The 17153-nt window shown below is 44.1% G+C and carries 21 protein-coding genes; 16 read left to right on the top strand and 5 right to left on the bottom strand.

Annotated elements, in window-relative coordinates:
- Positions 1 to 281: 281 nt before the first annotated feature.
- On the bottom strand, positions 282 to 593 hold the full coding sequence (locus DESMER_RS16225) for a helix-turn-helix domain-containing protein (protein ID WP_014904153.1): 312 nt from the start codon (positions 591 to 593) through the stop codon (positions 282 to 284).
- Positions 594 to 742: 149 nt separating this feature from the next.
- Here DESMER_RS16225 and DESMER_RS16220 point away from each other — a divergent pair, with 149 nt between their 5' ends.
- A complete protein-coding gene (locus DESMER_RS16220; protein WP_052314852.1) occupies positions 743 to 1297 on the top strand; it encodes an SLOG family protein in 555 nt (184 codons plus the stop codon).
- A complete protein-coding gene (locus tag DESMER_RS16215) occupies positions 1294 to 1548 on the top strand; it encodes a DUF3102 domain-containing protein (RefSeq protein ID WP_042333882.1) in 255 nt (84 codons plus the stop codon). The genes DESMER_RS16220 and DESMER_RS16215 overlap by 4 nt, the downstream gene beginning before the upstream one ends.
- Before the next feature lie 34 nt (positions 1549 to 1582).
- Here the strand turns inward: DESMER_RS16215 and DESMER_RS16210 are convergent, their stop codons facing one another.
- Positions 1583 to 1918, bottom strand: a complete 336-nt coding sequence (locus tag DESMER_RS16210) for a type II toxin-antitoxin system PemK/MazF family toxin (protein WP_014904152.1) — start codon at positions 1916 to 1918, stop codon at positions 1583 to 1585.
- Positions 1919 to 1924: 6 nt separating this feature from the next.
- The gene (locus DESMER_RS16205) at positions 1925 to 2134 is read right to left on the bottom strand and encodes a hypothetical protein (protein ID WP_014904151.1); all 210 of its coding nucleotides are present in this window, start codon (positions 2132 to 2134) and stop codon (positions 1925 to 1927) included.
- Between the two features lie 370 nt (positions 2135 to 2504).
- Here DESMER_RS16205 and DESMER_RS16200 point away from each other — a divergent pair, with 370 nt between their 5' ends.
- The 5 genes from DESMER_RS16200 to DESMER_RS16180 all read left to right on the top strand — a co-directional run bounded on the left by DESMER_RS16200 (position 2505) and on the right by DESMER_RS16180 (position 7556).
- Complete coding sequence (locus DESMER_RS16200; protein WP_014904150.1) at positions 2505 to 3422, top strand: DUF7847 domain-containing protein; 918 nt, start codon at positions 2505 to 2507, stop codon at positions 3420 to 3422.
- Positions 3423 to 3513: 91 nt separating this feature from the next.
- Positions 3514 to 4143 carry a DUF4129 domain-containing protein gene (locus DESMER_RS16195; protein ID WP_014904149.1) on the top strand — a complete coding sequence of 210 codons (630 nt, stop codon included), beginning with the start codon at positions 3514 to 3516 and terminating at the stop codon, positions 4141 to 4143.
- Positions 4140 to 5321, top strand: coding sequence for a DUF4350 domain-containing protein (locus DESMER_RS16190; RefSeq protein ID WP_014904148.1), 1182 nt, complete (start codon positions 4140 to 4142; stop codon positions 5319 to 5321). The genes DESMER_RS16195 and DESMER_RS16190 overlap by 4 nt, the downstream gene beginning before the upstream one ends.
- The gene (locus DESMER_RS16185) at positions 5318 to 6247 is read left to right on the top strand and encodes an AAA family ATPase (RefSeq protein WP_014904147.1); all 930 of its coding nucleotides are present in this window, start codon (positions 5318 to 5320) and stop codon (positions 6245 to 6247) included. The genes DESMER_RS16190 and DESMER_RS16185 overlap by 4 nt, the downstream gene beginning before the upstream one ends.
- Positions 6198 to 7556, top strand: coding sequence for a DUF58 domain-containing protein (locus DESMER_RS16180; protein ID WP_014904146.1), 1359 nt, complete (start codon positions 6198 to 6200; stop codon positions 7554 to 7556). Before DESMER_RS16185 ends, DESMER_RS16180 begins: the two co-directional genes overlap by 50 nt.
- On the opposite strand, the gene DESMER_RS16175 is transcribed toward DESMER_RS16180, so the two are convergent.
- The gene (locus DESMER_RS16175; protein WP_014904145.1) at positions 7537 to 8517 is read right to left on the bottom strand and encodes a stage II sporulation protein M; all 981 of its coding nucleotides are present in this window, start codon (positions 8515 to 8517) and stop codon (positions 7537 to 7539) included. The two genes, DESMER_RS16180 and DESMER_RS16175, sit on opposite strands and share 20 nt — an antisense overlap.
- A 118-nt stretch (positions 8518 to 8635) precedes the next feature.
- Between DESMER_RS16175 and DESMER_RS16170 the strand changes: the two genes are divergently transcribed.
- The 4 genes from DESMER_RS16170 (at position 8636) to DESMER_RS24765 (ending at position 10913) form a co-directional block, all read left to right on the top strand.
- Positions 8636 to 9436: an RDD family protein gene (locus tag DESMER_RS16170; RefSeq protein ID WP_014904144.1), complete on the top strand. Its 801-nt coding sequence runs from the start codon at positions 8636 to 8638 to the stop codon at positions 9434 to 9436.
- A 500-nt stretch (positions 9437 to 9936) separates the two neighbouring features.
- Positions 9937 to 10074 carry a hypothetical protein gene (locus DESMER_RS24040; RefSeq protein WP_169315539.1) on the top strand — a complete coding sequence of 46 codons (138 nt, stop codon included), beginning with the start codon at positions 9937 to 9939 and terminating at the stop codon, positions 10072 to 10074.
- Positions 10074 to 10622 (top strand): hypothetical protein, encoded by a 549-nt coding sequence (locus DESMER_RS16160; protein ID WP_014904142.1) that lies wholly within the window; start codon positions 10074 to 10076, stop codon positions 10620 to 10622. The genes DESMER_RS24040 and DESMER_RS16160 overlap by 1 nt, the downstream gene beginning before the upstream one ends.
- A gap of 159 nt (positions 10623 to 10781) precedes the next feature.
- Complete coding sequence (locus tag DESMER_RS24765; RefSeq protein ID WP_282433026.1) at positions 10782 to 10913, top strand: hypothetical protein; 132 nt, start codon at positions 10782 to 10784, stop codon at positions 10911 to 10913.
- Between the two features lie 3 nt (positions 10914 to 10916).
- Here DESMER_RS24765 and DESMER_RS16155 read toward each other — a convergent pair whose 3' ends face one another.
- On the bottom strand, positions 10917 to 11825 hold the full coding sequence (locus DESMER_RS16155) for a DUF3102 domain-containing protein (RefSeq protein ID WP_014904141.1): 909 nt from the start codon (positions 11823 to 11825) through the stop codon (positions 10917 to 10919).
- Between the two features lie 688 nt (positions 11826 to 12513).
- Here DESMER_RS16155 and ehuB point away from each other — a divergent pair.
- From ehuB to DESMER_RS16130, 5 genes are all read left to right on the top strand, one after another.
- Positions 12514 to 13407 (top strand): ectoine/hydroxyectoine ABC transporter substrate-binding protein EhuB, encoded by an 894-nt coding sequence (gene ehuB / locus DESMER_RS16150; RefSeq protein WP_014904140.1) that lies wholly within the window; start codon positions 12514 to 12516, stop codon positions 13405 to 13407.
- Positions 13408 to 13557: 150 nt separating this feature from the next.
- The gene (gene ehuC / locus DESMER_RS16145) at positions 13558 to 14205 is read left to right on the top strand and encodes an ectoine/hydroxyectoine ABC transporter permease subunit EhuC (protein WP_014904139.1); all 648 of its coding nucleotides are present in this window, start codon (positions 13558 to 13560) and stop codon (positions 14203 to 14205) included.
- A gap of 2 nt (positions 14206 to 14207) precedes the next feature.
- The gene (gene ehuD, locus DESMER_RS16140; protein ID WP_014904138.1) at positions 14208 to 14861 is read left to right on the top strand and encodes an ectoine/hydroxyectoine ABC transporter permease subunit EhuD; all 654 of its coding nucleotides are present in this window, start codon (positions 14208 to 14210) and stop codon (positions 14859 to 14861) included.
- Between the two features lie 72 nt (positions 14862 to 14933).
- Positions 14934 to 15725 (top strand): ectoine/hydroxyectoine ABC transporter ATP-binding protein EhuA, encoded by a 792-nt coding sequence (gene ehuA / locus DESMER_RS16135; protein ID WP_014904137.1) that lies wholly within the window; start codon positions 14934 to 14936, stop codon positions 15723 to 15725.
- A gap of 59 nt (positions 15726 to 15784) precedes the next feature.
- Positions 15785 to 17014, top strand: a complete 1230-nt coding sequence (locus tag DESMER_RS16130; RefSeq protein WP_014904136.1) for an aminotransferase class I/II-fold pyridoxal phosphate-dependent enzyme — start codon at positions 15785 to 15787, stop codon at positions 17012 to 17014.
- Positions 17015 to 17153: the final 139 nt, after the last annotated feature.

Below are 17153 nucleotides of genomic sequence, written 5' to 3'. Positions count from 1 at the left end.
CTCTCCTTTTCCGTGTGGGCAGGGAGAATTAATCATTGAAGGAGAAATTGCCTGGGTGTTGAACAAATAGACCGTCTCGTGTTTGATAAGCTCCCTTTAAAGTAGACACCTGCGGCCGATCGTCTCCTTGACACGCTCATTCAAATGCCTCTGCAAGAAATAACCGCCCCTTGTCAGGAGGCGGTTATTTCTTGTAACTTCTAATTCAGGCTAACCTTCGGTTAGACAATCGGCTGGACTGGCGTACTTGCAACACGTCAGTCCTTTTTTTTCCTGCTTTTCTAGGTTGTCTTTAAGTCCTTAATGATAGCCAGAAGATGCTCCAATTGGCCATCGTTTAGCTTCTTTGACTCGTTAATTAAATCATTAAATTTTGTCGGAAAGCTTACTTCGTCATTAAAGAAATCCTTAGGAGGGACATTTAGGTATTCGCAGATATAAAAAAATCCTGTCATAGATGGCAGCGATTTTTTGTTTTCAATTTTATTGATATAACTTTCACTTTGTCCCAAAGACAGGCTCATATCCCTTGCGGAAACTCCTTTTTGTGTGCGGAGCGTGGTTAATCTTTCGTAAAATAAATCCTCATACATTACAATTCACCACCTTGTATATAATTATAGACAATACATCGGTTCTTTATACGGAATTACAGCATATGTTTTCGTTGACATATGGAAGCACATTCCATATAATACAAGAGGATATATGCCTCAATTCCATATTATTATGAGAAAGGTGGTTGCCTAAAATAGCAATGATTCTTGAAGGTGCCAAGATAAGGACTGCCTGCTGTCTTTCGGGACTTAGCATTAAAAGTTTTCATATAGGGTTTGACGAAAATATCGCAGGGAGCCTGCGATTGAAGCAGGTACTGATGGAACAGGCGGTCTATTTGATTCAAGCTATGAGAGTTACTCATTTCATTAGCGGTGTTGATTTATGTGTAGGTCAGTTTTTCGCAGAAATCGTCCTTGACCTTAAAAGGGACTATCCCGAAGTCACCCTAGAGTGCGTTATTCCCTGTGAGGATCAGGCGGCAAATTGGACGATAGCGCAACGTGACAGGTACTTCTCTATTGTTGAACGATGCGATAAGGAGACTCTACTGCAGCATCATTACAGTAAGGATTGCATCAGAAAGAAAAAGGAATACATGGTCAAACAAAGTAATTATGTGCTTGTAGTATGGAACGGCAAACCCGGCAGCTCGGGGAAACTCCTTTCTATTGCTCGCACCCTGGGAAAGATTGTGATTCTGATTGACTCCAGTACCTATAAAGTGTGCCTGATTTGAACGAAGAGTACGGGACGAAACTGCTTGTCTCCTCTGACAGTGACGGCCATTCAGATTCGTCACTGGTGACGAATCTAACTTACACCCAGGCGCTCATCCTCCTTGGGATCCCGGAAGAGGAGCGGGAGGAGTTTATCTCGGAGCATGATGTCGAGAGCATGACCAACTTGGAATTGCAGCAGGCCGTCAAGGACAGAGACCAGGCTATTCAGAAGAAAAAAGATCTCCAAAACGACAAGTTCTACGAGTAGGCTATGGAGATAAAAAAAAGACCTCCTTTGAGGTCTAGTTATATAAATCTATTTGTTCAATTATATGCATAAACTCGTCATCATCAATAATGCCGATTTTCTGAAAAAGTCTTGATGTTTCGATGTTGTGGATATTTTTACATTTAATAAATGAAGGATTAGCCAAACCGTAAACAGCCCATCTTATTATGGGCTCTTTAAATTTATCATAGTGAGAGGGAGGCTTTTTTGGAGGAACTGACGTAATTTCTACAATAGTAACCAATCCATTGCCAAGATTATTTATGACTAGCACAGGTCTGGATTTGAAAGCTCCTAATTGCCCTTTGTAGTAAATTCGAACTAAATAAATATCTTTTGAATCAGGCATAGGACGTTAATTCCCTTTACATTTATCATCTTCAAACCACTCTTTATGTTGGGGATTATTAGGATCAAGTTCGATCATACCGTCTTTTCCAGTAAGGACAGAAGCTTTAGTACTAATTCTATCTAACTTTTCTTTAATTGTTTCTTCCTTTTTGCTTAAAGGAGTAGCCATGGCTTTCCCCTCCTCAGTAATACTATTTTTCTTATCTTTGTCCATATCATATCACCTGCCAAAGGGTTATTCAATAATAGTATGCCCATTTATATCCATTTAGAAGGTGAGATTGAAAGGATGTTGAATCATGAAAAATGGTAATAATTAGTTTTACTGGATGACTAACTCAGCACTCAGAAAGTCCTTAATGATAATACATGGTCAAACAAAGTAATTATGTGCTTGTAGAGTTGATCAATAATGTAGAACAATGGATCTGTCCCGCTGTGTGTACGATATGACTTCATTAACCTCGAAAGCCCCCTTGTATGCTCCTAATACTGGCACAAAATACCAAAGGGATGTACAATATACTTGGACAAATTATTGTGCATTGCCTTAGCCAGAAATACTTATGAAATGAGGAAAAGACATGGAACACCAAAGGGTTGAAAAACCGCTTTCCTTCGGAGAAATCTTGGATGTGACTTTTCGGATTATTAAGGATAATTTCTCCAGGCTATTTTTGTTATTGTTCATTTTTTCAGGCCCCCTTGAACTACTGCAAAGTGTTGGCCAAAGCTTGGCTGGTACTCCCTTTCTACGAGCGCCAAGAAGTGGCCAAGGAATGGCCTCTTTCCTGGAGAGCCTTCAGCAAACGGGTACCACAGGCGGGATGTTTGACGTAATCTATAGTATCTTATGGGCATTTATAGTTGCCCCAATAACCTATGCCTCGTTAATCATTGCCACAGATCAGATTAGAAAGAAAGAGCCCTTGAATATCTCCTCCATCCTTAAACGCGCATTTTCAAGGTGCTGGGCGCTGCTCGGCGGGTGTATTGTATATGGACTTATTATGTTTGCCCTCATACTTGGTTTTGGTGGATTATTCGCAGGTTTCGGGAGTCATTTAGTAGTGATTATCCTGCTCAGTATTTGCGCCTTTTGTATTTGTCTCTTTCTTCTGACCCGCTGGAGCTTCTTTTTCGCTGCCATAGTCTTTGAGAAGGTATCCCCTGGTTTAAGGAAAAGCTGGAGCCTGACACGGGGTAATGTTTGGCGTTTAGTCGGTTTATATATTGTCCTCATGATCTTGGTGGCAATCCTATCGGCAGTCATTCAATTGGCTGTTCATTTCTTTTTAGGAAACAGCGTCCTTGCCTCTGTCCTGTTTAGCCTTGTCACGTTAATAATTTCGATGGTGAGCTACATCGCCTATGCCGTAATCTATTTTGATTTACGTGTGCGCAATGAGGCGATGGATCTGCAAGGGATGATCGAAACCTATTCAAAGACAACGAAATCCGGCAGTTCCATTGAGTTAGTTGAAACTAAGCCAGAAAGCTAAATCCGATATTCAAATAACTAACAACTACAACCAATAACCAATAACTAATCATAAACCGAATATCGAACTTGCCAAAGAAGGATGGGATCGCTTGAAGCCCCTAGACACCTTTCGAGAAGAATTACATAAAATCTTAGTCACTCAGGAGTACCAAGTTTATACCCAGGAAAGTAAAAGTCTCTTTCAGGGCTTATTTGATGAACTGAAAAATTGGCTTCACCAGATGCTCCAGAATCTTTTCCCTCATACCGATGTTGCGAAAAGCACCTCGGCGTGGCTTTCTTATGGGATTGCTACCTTAGGGACTGTCCTTCTTCTAGTGCTTCTGTTTCTCTTCATCTCTAGATTCGTCCGCCAGGGTCGGATTCATTTAGATCAGATAAGCATGTTCCAGGGACAGGCTTTCACTGCCCATGATCATCTGAGGGAGGCCCACAGACTTGCCCAAGAGGGGAACTATCATTCAGCCCTGCGCAATCTTTTCTTGGGGTTGATTATCTATTTAGATCAAAATCAGAGAATTGTTGCTAAGACCTGGAAAACGAATTGGGAGTACTACGTTGAATTGAAGGATCGCTCTGCCCAACAAGCCGATTCCTTTTACTCCCTGGCCATAAAATTTGAGGAAGCGATGTACGGCGGTCGGCCTATCACCAAGGACGATTATTGGCTTTCCCACAATCAAGTCGATAAGTGGATCCACGAGGGGGATAGCAAGTGAGCGCCAAGCAGTTCTATCAGAATCAAACCTCACGGATTTGGGTCGGCGTTTTTCTGGGGATTGGTCTGTTTATTGGTCTGGGGATAGCCTTCTTGCCCCAAGGCCCAACCCAATATCCCAAGTATGTGACAGAGTCCCCTTCTCCCTCCGGGATAAAAGCCTTCTATACTCTGCTTGAAAAAGAATTTCCTCAAGTAGAAACATGGCAAAAGCCTGCCCAGACCCTGCCTTTCTTGACCTCCCGCCAATTGATGATTATCGTGGAGCCTTCTACTCCCTTTAATAGTAGCCAGCTTGAACAGTGGATTAAATGGATGGAAGCAGGAAATCAGCTCTGGCTCCTTGACCGCAATCCAAAAGGGTTATTCCATTTAGAGACGTCACTCATAGACCCTGCTGCAAATCCGGATACAAACGTAGATATCAACCAAGAAGCGAACCTACACTCCTCAGTAGAAGGCTTCGAGGAATGGAAGGGTACCCATCTCGCCACACTTGAAACCACTGTGCGACTGGAGGCAGAATCGGAAGATCATGTTTTACTTAAAGACCAGCAGGGGATCATTGCCTTATCCCGCGTCTACGGGCAAGGGGAGTTAATGGTTCTGCTAGCCCCTGAATGGTTAACCAACAGCCTGATCCTTCAAGAAGACCATTTGCAGTTAGTGCTGCCTTTTATAGTTCGGGCTGATCCCCAAGTGATCTGGGTTAATGAATTCGTCCATAGTAATTCCCCAAGTGGTCTGGGGGTCTATCCTGAGTGGTTTGTGCTCTTATTAACTCAGGGCCTTATTAGTTTTTTATTGTGGCTCTGGTATAAAGGAAAGCGATTCGGATCTATCCGAACCCCTCGGGAATGGGTGGTTCGCTTTGGGGACGAACGAATTCGGGCCCTGGCAGCTTGGTATGAGAGAGGAAAGTTTTACAAAGAGTCCTTAGAGATTCAAGATGAATTCCTCCGTCATGCTGTCCAGGAACGATGGGGTATCCAGGCAAACCTGAGTGGGTCAGAGTTTATTGAAGCCACCTTACAGCGACTGCCGATGGCTAAACAACAACAGGGGCTCCAAACTTGGAGTGAACTGAAAAAGGCCAATCCTGATAAAATTTCTCTTAAGCTTTTTCTTAAATGGTCAAAGTTCCTAGACGATATGCAGAAAGAGGTTGAACGTCGGTGAATGGATCAATACAGAAACTATTAGCTAGCTATGAACAACAACTATTCGGCCAAACCCATAATCTAGCCCTCCTGTTAACTGCTTTCTTGGCCAGTGGGCACGTTCTGCTGGAAGGGGCTCCCGGAACCGGGAAGACAAAAATGGTTCGTGTGCTTGCCCAAATGATCGGCGGAGATTTCCGGCGTGTTCAGTTTACCCCCGATTTACTGCCCAGTGATATCACCGGCAGTACAATTTTCAACCTCAAGACTGGACAATTCGAGATTATGCGAGGACCCGTTTTCACGAACCTTTTATTGGGGGATGAGATCAACCGTACCCCTCCTAAAGCCCAAGCTGCGCTCTTGGAAGCCATGGAGGAGAAGCAGGTCACGATTCACGGTGAGACACTTCTTCTGCCAGACCCTTTCTTTGTCGTGGCCACTCAAAACCCGATAGAGTTTGAAGGGACCTATCCTCTACCCGAGGCCCAACAAGACCGGTTTTCCTTTAAACTACTGATTGACTATCCCAACCTTACTGCAGAAAAACACTTACTGAAAAGCTCCTTAGTCGATCATAGAGTCTCGGAGGAAATACCTCCGATCTTAGAACTGGCCGATTTTAAACAACTGCGGGATGATGTCCGCCTGGTCAATATTGACGACTCAATTATCGATTATATTGCGCAGATTGTCCGAAAAACCCGGGAATATGACTTGATCCGTTTGGGTGCCAGTCCTAGAGCGGGAATCTCCCTGGCAGAGTCCTGTAAGGCATGGGCATTTATTCAGGGACGAGATTATGTAACCCCCGACGATGTCAAACTAGTTGTTCGTCCAGCCTTAAGACATCGGATAATTCTGGCACCCCATATGGAATTGGAGGGTGGAACGAGTGATCAAATTATCCAAGACGTTGTGGACTCGACACCTGTTCCGCGATAAAGGGATTTTGCCGACGCGAAAATTAATCGGTTTAGTACTTGTTTGTGCACTGCCTATCTCTCTGGCAGCGTATAGGGGATTAGGATGGATTGCCTTTTTGGGACTCAATAGTCTTCTTGTTTTAGCAAGCCTCCTGGACCTATGGTTACTCCCCCGTAGGAGTCAACTCGTATGTGTTCGCATCGCCAAGGCGGACCTTGAGCGCGGGCAAGAGTTTGCGGTGGCTCTACAGCTCGCAAATAACTCCAAATCAGCTATTAAGTTTCGCTTGATTGACAATCTGCCGCCGTCGTTTCTGAATCCTTTTCCCCTGATAGGCGAAATACCCAGCGGTCAAACCCTGGAGTTGAGCTACGCTTCCCAAGCGTTGATTCGAGGGGATTATGTGCTGGATAAAGTCTTTTTTCGCTTGACGGCCAACCTTGCGCTTTGGGAGAAGCAGGTCGTTTTTCCTGCCATCACTAAGGTTCGAGTCATTCCTGATCTATCACAGGTTCGGGGGGGTTTAGCAACGGCTCAAAAATCTCTCGTTGATCATGGATCCAAGGCCAAACGAAACCGGATAGGGAGCGGAGAATTTACCCAGATCCGAACTTATATGCCCGGTGATGACCCGCGAAAAATTAACTGGCGTCAAACCGCCAAACTCTCAGAACTGATGACCAATATTTATGAGCCGGAACATGGAAAATACATTACCATTCTCCTGGACTGCGGGCGAACCATGGGTGTGGAATTAAGCCAAGGAAATAAATTGGAACGCGCCTTCGAAGCCGCCCTCAGCGTAGCGGCAGTGGCCCTTAAGCAGGGGGACTATGTTTCCGTCCTCGCTTTTTCTAATGTCATAAAAGCTTATGTACCACCAGGCAAAGGCATTGCCTATTTACGTACCATCCTGCAAGAGGTTTACACCCTGCAAGTTGATCCAGTCGAATCGAATTATGCTCAGGCTTTTCAACATTTAGAAACTGTCCAGAAAAGACAGGGTTTCCTGCTCTTGTTTAGTGATCTGGACCCATTTTTGCTGGAAGAAACCCCGCCCTTCTACCTGCAAAGGGTACGCCGCAAACACCATTTTTTGTTGTTGGGTATTCATGATCCAATGGTTGCCAAATGGCTCCGGACTGAGCCCCACACTACGCAACGGGCAATGATTAAAAGCATCGCCCAAAAAGAAGTGCTCTACAAAAAACGGTCCCTTCGACGCTGGGGACGGATGGGCATTCAGATGTTAGACGTTCCTGAGGAACAACTTGCTGCACAAGCCGTGTCCCATTATATCGATATTATTAATCGTGGAATCCTGTAGGGGACGGAGACTGTTTTCTCCCTCGTCCCCCCAGCCATACATACACAACGAGCCCAATTACTGTGAACAAAGAAAAAGCATACTTAGCCTCCAGGGAAATTTGGGCGGGAGTGATATACCCTTCTATAATGCCCGCGACAATAAACAGGGGAATTGTACCCAAAAAAAGCTGAACTGAACGTAAGGCCTGCCGTTTTAATTGGAAGGTTCGTGAATATTGACCCGGCACCAAAATGCGATAACCCATCAATAATCCAGCCCCCCCCGCTATAAAAATCGCGGTTAATTCAATCATGCCGTGGGGAACAATGTAGGCCCAGAAATCATAGAACTTGCCGTGCTGCCAGAACACTGCGGCCAAGGCTCCAATCATAATACCGTTCTTAATCAATAAATATACTGTAAAAGCTCCGAGAGTAATACCCCCGACAAAGGCGAGAAGGGCCACCTGAATGTTATTGGTCATAATCTGGGCAGATATTCCGGCTGAATCGACGATCCCATGCTGACCTAATTGATCAGGATCCACATGTTTCGCAATCTCCCCCGGCAACACTGAATAAAGATGCAATGGATCAGTGATCACCGCCAGGAATCCTCCCAGCCCTCCGATTAAGAATAAGATGAAGGCAGTCCAGACAAATCTCCGTTGTTCTATCATTAGATGGATAAAAGTACTACCAAAGAAATGTTTCAGCTGAGATAAGCTGGTTGTCCCTTGATCACGGTAGAGAAGATTATGGGCTTTAGCCACTAAGTCATTGAGGTAAATGGTTACTTCTTCCTCGGGAAAATAGGTTTGACTAAAGGAAAGATGGTTGACAGCTTTTTGATATGACATTTGGAAATAATCCACACGCTCTGCAGTCAGCGCTCGTTTTCCTTTGGAAAGCTCTTTTAAGGACTGTTCCAAGAGGTCCCAATCTTGAGCATGTTGTTTCATAAATGCTTTCAAATCCATTTGAACACCAACTTCTTGATTCTCTTCTAAAATAAGTATACCACTCCCAGAACCAAGTAGAAATTAAAAGCTCACTTGACTCGTTGACTCGACAAATTGGACAAAGGAGCCATTCACCATGAGCCTTAATCAAGTACATATCACGACGCCAGAACAGGTTTCCATCAATTTTAAGATTGCGGGGCTCGGTAGCCGGGCCAGCGCCAATATTATTGATTGGGTTATTCTGATCTTGATCAATGTTGGTATAACCTTCAGTTTAATCAAATTTAGCGAGGCTTATCCTAATACAGATCCCTTGTCTGAGGCCGCCTCCAGCTATCTCACGGCGATTATGATTGTTCTGCTGTTTCTATTATTGTGGGGTTACTTCGTTTTCTTCGAGTTTTTCAGTTCCGGCCGAACTCCGGGAAAGATGATAGTAGGGATTAAGGTTATTCAAGATAATGGCCAGTCGATCACCTTTCTGGCGTCAGCCGTCCGCAACCTTTTCCGAATCATCGATTTTCTGCCGGTCCTTTTTCTCTTGGGAATAATCATGATCTTCTTGCACTCCCGACACAAACGCATTGGTGATCTTGCAGCCGGAACATTGGTAATCTATCAACCTAAATCTAAGCGAAAAAAGAAAAACAATCCCCTGGAGAAGGTGATTGAACGCAGACTGAATACCCAGCAGATTGCCCTGGATCTCAATGAATGGTCCAAACAAAAGATTGGGATACGTGAGTGGGAATTATTAAATACCTATATGATTAGGCGAGCTTCCTTGTCCCAAGCTGATCGAGAGAATATTGCCAGACAAGTGGCCGGCATCCTCTTCCCTTTGCTAGGTGTGGACTTAGCCTATGAGCATTTCGATGAGGTTGAAAATTATCTGTTTGCGTTATACCTCCAAGTCAGGGAAGATTGGCAGTGAGAACCGAGGGTACAGGGGACGGTTCTCAAAGGGCGCAATCGGAAGTTTTGTACGTAAAAAGCCCAACTGCCGAGCATATCGACAGTTGGGACATGATCAAGACTACTTCATGATCGAACCGCAAAATTTGGATTGCCCCAGAAGAATGAAGTCGCAGTTCGTTTATATGGAGTTAATACTATTGGGTTGATTCGTAATTAAGATAAAACCCACAATCCGATCTTCATAAAAAACACCCAAACAGGCAGGAAACCAATTTTCTATTCGTCTTGTAATGGTGGGCATGATATCTTATTTTATAACCGCGGTGCGAAAGTTGAGCTATTAATTCAAATAAATTAAATGCTACAGTAAGCTTATTTGAATACAACATATAACCATAATTATTCCCTTCTTTTTTGGTGAATTTGGGCATACTAATTATTGTATATCCAATTGGAAGGTGATAAGATATGTATAAGGACAAGCATCTATCTGGGTTTGTAGAGGAGGAAAAATTTATGGCTACAGCAATAGCTCCTACACCAATTTTAAAAGGTCAGGATCTGGTTAAATTGGTGACTGATCTTAAAAAACCAGATAATAATAAAGATATGAGACAGAAAGCTTTAAAAGCTTTGTTGAGTATTTCAAAATAATGTTTTACAAAGAAGAAGAATTTGAAAATATTTTACCTATGGTGGAGCTTGTCAATTATTCCCCGGGTTATAGACTCGGGGATTTTAATTGTGGTTCAGAGGATTATAATTCATTTCTTACTAATGATGCAAAATATTATATACAAGAAAACATATGTCAAGTTAAATTATTAATTAATAAACAAAATGGTGATATCATTGCCTACATGGCTTTGAATACCGACTCTTTTTTGTTAGATCCAGAAGAAAAAGAGAAAGAGAAATTGGATATTCCCTTTAATTCTGTGCCATCTATGAAAATCGGTAAACTTGCAGTTGATATAAACTATAAAGATTTGCCTTATGGTTCATTTATGTTATGGCTAAGTATGGGATTATTAGAGAAAATAAATGAATCTGGTGTAGGGTGTAGATTTATTGCTGTTGATGCTGATATTACTGAACGAACAGATACACCTGATTTTTATTTAAAAAATGGTTTTGAGTATAATGAAAAACAAAACAAAAAAAGAGCGAAAAGTTTAAGTATGAGACTTGATGCATTCTAAGACCTCTACAAGTCGGGGATCTTTTCACATTCTATATATAATTTAATAAAAACTAGACAAGGAGGGGTTATATGCCTCTTCTTTTTTAATTGTATTTGTATAAGGAGAGGGGATATATTGGGCTATTAAGGATCAGCGGCTTTACCAGGAACTCATTCATTGACAGTCTCAAAGCCGGACGACGGTGGAATCGGCACCCATCAGTATTCTGTGGAAACTGAGGGAGCCTCTGCCATCGTTTGTGCTGAAGAAGACGATGAAGGTCTTAGCATGAACGGTGCAAGATCTTAATTATTAATTCGTAAATTTGATAGCGGGAGGCCATTCTTTTAGCATATTAACCATGTTTTGCAGCATTTCCTGGGCAGCTGCCCGGTTTATTTCTTTTTGTTTCGGGTCTATTTTGTCTAAGGCGGTAAGACTTCTTAGCAGCTCTTCAAAAGTCTTGCGGATGTTTTCGCGGTGAATGGAAAATTGGGCGTCGTAGGGTATGCTGGAGTTTTTGGCCTGTGCCGTTTTGAGTTGTTCTTCCAGCTCGCTGATTTTCTCGGCTGAGGGAGCCGCTTCTGTAATTTCTTTCAGTGCCGGCTGCTTTTCAGCGACTTTATCAAGCTCCTTTTGATACTTTAGTTTAAAGTCATCCACCTGTTTCTCCAGATCTTGGGTCTGGTTGCTTAATCGGGCAATTTCCCTGTCTTTGCCGTCCAGCTCTTTTTTAAGGCTTTCTTTCTCCTCAATGGCCTGAGATTTTTCTGCTTGGGCCTGATTTCTGTCCTCAATCGCCTGGTTCTTTTCGCTGACTGTTTGCTGCAGCTCCCGGGTGGACATATTTTCAATGGCATTGTCTTCTACGAATTTCTCCCGCTCTTCTTCCGGGAGACCTAAGAGAATAAGGGCTTGGGTGTAAGTCAAATTGTGCAGCGCTGCATAATTTGAGCTGTTGTTTCCTTCGGAAACGTCGAGGAGTTTGGGGCCGTACTCCTTATAGATTTGCATGAGTCTGGTGGCGGTGCTTTGGGAGTAATTGACCGATTCTTTCAGCCACTGGCCCCATTCCCCATGATTGAGTAAAGCCTTGGCTTCTGTCAGACGCCGGCCGATCTCGACGGAGTTGATAAGCACGGTTTTATGGGTGTGATCTTTAAGCATGTTAATCTCAGCTGCAATCACGAGGGGCGTACGTTCGTTGACCACATTATTCATCTCGGTTTTCCATCCTTTATCCATATATGGATAGAATATGTGGTCGGGCCTTTGAAGGTGATTTTTAGATGAGGTACACTGCTTCGGGTTATTTGTAAGGTACCCGTCAAAAAACGTTGATTTGATGAGGCATGCAAAGTTCTTTCGGAAAGCAGTATCGCAGTGCTCTGTGCGTCTTGCCCTTTATCAGTCAATAAGGAGCTATGGGGTTTCGATTTTGACTATGAGGCTGTTAGTATAAGAAATATTGGGGGCGTCAAGCAAAGAAGCAAGGGGGCCTGCGGCCATTGTATCGATGAGATGATTTGCATTTTTTTTCTCTAATGCCCTGAAGTCAAGAACTTATCCATTCAGGACCCGGAGTAATGATTCGAAATATTTACGAGAGCGGTCTTGAGGAAGGTGTTATATAACTCCTTAGGTATACAAGATTCAGTTAAATAAAAGTGTTGCATTCTGACTTATAATCGATTAAAATGTCAAACATAAGGTGTGCACAACCTAAAACATTCAGCAAAATTAATTATGCAAGCAATGGTGCTTTGAGGATACTCATAAGAGTAGCTCGAAGCACCATTTTGTTTTGCATGGATCACAAGGCTCAGGCCAAATTTTTTACCCGGACATTGTCGACAATCGACAATCATTAAAAAGGGACAAACTAAATTAACAGAGGAGGAGAAAAAAAATGAAGAAACGATCGGTAATTTTGACGACTCTCAGTGTGTTCATTTTGGCAGTAAGCTTGGTTGGGTGCGGTTCCGCAGCAAAGTCAGACAATCCTGCTCCTAAAGAGGCATCGACCTTAGAAAAAGCAAAACAGCAAGGGTATATTACCGTAGGATTTGCCAATGAAGCTCCTTATGCATACGCCACTCCAGATGGAAAACTAACGGGTGAAGCCGTTGAAGTCTCTCGGGCAATACTCAAAAAATTAGGGATTAATGAGATGAATGGTGTGTTGACGGAGTTTGGTTCTCTTATTCCAGGCTTAAATGCTAATCGCTTCGATATGATAACTGCCGGCATGTGGATTAATGCCGACCGGGCTAAGCAAGTTAACTTTGCAAATCCGGATTATCAAATTGGGGAAGGTATTGCCGTGAAGGCAGGAAATCCTTTGAACTTACACAGTTATGAGGATATCGCCGCTAATGCCCAGGTTAAGGTTGGGGCAATGTCCGGATCAGCGGAGATTAAAGAACTGACGGCTATCGGTGTGAAAGATTCCCAGATTGTTTCGGTTCCGGATCAGCCCTCAGCTCTGGCGGCTTTACAGTCCGGCCGGGTTAATGTCATCACAATGTCGGGACCGGCCCTGCAATCCGTCTTAGATACGGCTAAGGACTCCGGTATTGAACGGGTTAAAGAGTTTACTCAGCCTGTTATTGACGGCAAGAGTGTTGTGGGCTACGGTGCAGCAGTACTCAGAAAAGCCGACGTAGATTTCCTGGAAGCCTATAACAAAGAACTGGCCGCTATGGAGAAATCCGGGGAACTCCTGGAGATTATCAAACCTTTTGGCTTCACAGAAGAGAATTTGCCGGGAGGTATAACGGTAGAACAAGTTTTGGCCAAGTAAAGGGAGATTAATTCATGGCCCGAAGGCTGGTAGCCTCCCCCGGAGGGGAAAGAAATCACTGGCCCCCAGGCGCAAAGCCCAAAGACCTGGATGGAGGCTGCCGGCCCCAAGGCCCCATCATCATAGGACTATGAAAGGAGGAGCCCAGGTATGAGCCCGCCATTTGATATTTTGCCTATTCTCTTGCGAGGGGCAGGAGTAACCATTGAACTCACCATAGTATCTGCTGTCTTAGCCTTCCTTGTTTCCTTTCTTGTGGGCTTTGGACGGTTAGCCCAATCGAAGCTGATCAGAATTTGCTCAGGGGTCTATACTGAGTTCTTTCGGGGGACTTCACTTCTTGTCCAGCTGTTCTGGGTGTATTTTGTCTTACCCCTTTTTCACGTAAATTTAACAGCCATGCAGGCAGGAATCCTGATTCTTGGCTTACACTTCGGTGCTTATGGCTCGGAAGTCGTGCGCAGTTCCATTCTGGCCATACCCAAAGGGCAGACAGAGACGGGAATTGTCTTAAATATGAAGCCCCGACAAATTATGTGGCGGATTATTCTGCCCCAGGCTTTTCTGATCATGATTCCTACCTTTGGCAATTATCTGATTGAACTGTTAAAAGCAACGGCGGTAGTTTCCTTAATTACCTTAAATGATTTAATGTTCCAGGCCAGTATGCTGCAGAACACAACCTTGCGAACCACAGAAACTTTTGGAATGGTACTGCTCATCTATTTCTGCCTGGCCTATCCTCTTACTCTGGGAGTCCGGTATGCAGAGCGAAAAATGTCAGTTGGGAGGGCTTAAAGATGTGGGATTGGAATTTTACAGTTTCATTTTTGCCGAAATTACTTAAGTCCTTGCAGATTACCCTCAGCGCTACCTTTGTGGCCTTTCTCTTAAGCTGCCTTTTAGGCTTGCTCATCGCAGTCCTGAAAAGATCAAAAATAAAACCCATTGTTTGGCTGGTCAGCGGCGGAGTGGAATTTATCAGGAGCACACCTTTGCTGGCACAAGTATTTTTCGTCTTTTATGTGCTGCCGAAATTCGGCTTAGCTTTATCCCCCTTTTTAGCAGGGGTTTTAACCTTAGGAGTTCATTACAGCACTTATCTTTCTGAGGTCTACCGGGCAGGCATTGACTCCATTCCCAAGGGTCAGTGGGAGGCAGCCAGTGTCCTGAATTTTTCCCGCAGTCATGTTTGGTTGAAAATCATTATTCCTCAGGCAATCCCACCTATGATTCCCGTTTTCGGCAACTATTTAATTGCTTTACTAAAGGACACTCCTTTACTTTCAGCGATCACTCTAATCGAATTATTAGGCAAGGCTAAGATTATTGGGGCCGACTCCTTTCGCTACTTGGAACCCATTACGATGGCAGGTGTAATTTTTTTAGTTATGAGTTATTTGCTGTCCTTGCTTGTTCAACAAATGAACGCACAATTTAACCAAAACTTATAATTAAACTCTTATAAATGATGATGGAAAATCTCAGCGTTTAACGCTGAAACAGATAAAGGGAGGGATGAAGCGATGAAACTTCAAGCTGAAGTCAATAAATCTGAGCCCATGGTTCGTTACCGCGGTATCTCCAAGTCCTTTGGCGACCTTCATGTCTTAGATAAAATCGATTTGGACATTGCCCCCGGTGAAAAAGTAGCTGTGATTGGCCCCAGCGGTTCGGGGAAGACCACCTTGGGGCGCATGCTAGTGACCCTGGAAAAGCCCACCGCCGGGACTATCGAAGTGAATGGCGATCAGCTATGGCATAAAAACGTCAACGGCTCTTTAATGCCTGCTGATGCCAAACATTTATATAAGGTGCGCGGTCATGTGGGTATGGTCTTTCAGCAGTTTAATCTCTTCCCCCATATGACCATCCTAAGAAATGTCATGGAGGCTCCCGTGCAAGTATTAGGCGTTCCTAAAAAAGAAGCTAAGGAACAAGCTATAGCAATGCTGGAGAAGGTGGGGTTAGGTCAAAAGCTGGACAATTATCCCCGTCAGCTTTCCGGAGGTCAGCAGCAACGTGTTGCTATTGCTCGTGCCTTAGTCATGCGCCCCAAGGTTATTGTCTTCGATGAGGTCACATCAGCCCTTGATCCGGAAATGGTGGGAGAAGTCCTGACGGTTCTGAAAGAGATCGCTGCAGAAGGGAACACAACCATGCTCTTAATCACCCATGAAATGGCTTTCGCCCGTGAAGTTGCGGACCGGGTTATCTTTATGGATGGTAAAATCATTGAACAAGGCCCCCCTGAACAACTCTTCGAGAACCCCCAAAATCCCCGGACCATTTCCTTCTTAAGCAGGTTCCGCAAGTGAGGGTTTAAGGGTTGGAAACTATAACTGGTCAGGGGTTTGAGAATAAAGGAGAATGCGGAATGTTTAGCAACATCACAGAAATTGATGAATTAGTGAATCGCCATGTCTTATACCGGCAGAACTGCTTAAACTTAATTGCTTCAGAAAACTGTTCCAGTCTCGCTGTACGCAATCATTTAACCTCTGATTTCGGAAATCGTTATGGCTGTTATTCCACGGCTGATCCCGCCAATCGGGAATACCGGGGCAACAAATATATTCATGAATTTGAAATGAAAACCCAGGATTTAGTCAAGGATGTTTTTGGCGCCGCCTATGCGGACCTGAGGCCCATAGGCGGACATATTGCCGGGGTAGCATCCGTACTGGGTCTGCTTTCCCCCCATGACCTGGTTTTGGAGATACATCTCAGGGACTGGGGACATGGATTGGTGACCCTGATGCGGGAGGCCTCCCATTTACAGGAAAGCATCCGCCTGGAATTTATACCTTTTGATGAAGACCGAGCTGTGGATCTGCCTGGATTGCTCCGGATGATTCATGACTTAAAACCCAAAATGATCATTTTTGGGGGATCAGGGATGCTTTGGCCGGAACCCATTGCTGAGATAAAAGAAATTGCCTCTCGGGAAGGGATCATCCTGGTTCACGATTCTTCCCATGTTAACGGTCTCATTGCCGGAGGGGTATTTCCTAATCCCCTGCAGCAGGGAGTTGACGTTATGATCGGCAGCACTCATAAGTCCTTTCCCGGACCTCAGGGAGGCTTTATCCTCACGAATGACGGGGAAATCTATAAAAAAATCGGCAATACCTTAGGGGCTTCCTTGGTTACCAGCCATCATTTGCAGCGGCTTCCCGCTTTGGCGGTAGCCATGCTGGAAATGAAGGCCTTTGGAAAGGAGTACGGAACTCAAGTTATCAAGAATTCCCAAGCCTTAGGCAGGTATATGGAGGAAGATGGTTTCCGGGTGATTGGTTCCGCCAGGGGCTATTCCCAAACTCATTTAATTCTTGTCGATGTCAGTGACTTCGGCAGCGGTCTGGAAATCTCCAAGCAATTGGAGAAGGCTAACATCTTGTGCTCCGATGATTTTGGCCAGCTTGACCGGGAACTGCGCATTGGGACTGCTGAGGTAACCAGGAATGGCATGAGGGAAGGTGACATGAAATTTATTGCCGACTGCTTCCGGAGAATCATTATTGAAAAAGAAGAACCAGGACAAGTGGCTGAAGACATCAGGGGTTTTACAGAGCATTATCGTGATTGCCTGTATGCATTGAAGTAATAGAGCAGAGATGTTAATCAATCCTCGATATAATCAAGGTAGATTATAATTAGAAGGTTTTTTAGACTGAGGGGAGAAGTTTAACATGTGAAGCTCTTACCAGACCTGCTTTAAGACGGTATAAAAGGATTGATAAGCA

Source organism: Desulfosporosinus meridiei DSM 13257, from assembly GCF_000231385.2.
Classification (GTDB): Bacteria; Bacillota; Desulfitobacteriia; order Desulfitobacteriales; family Desulfitobacteriaceae; genus Desulfosporosinus; species Desulfosporosinus meridiei.
The sequence above is the reverse complement of the archived record's forward strand: the minus strand, read 5'-3'. Positions and strand labels throughout refer to the sequence as shown.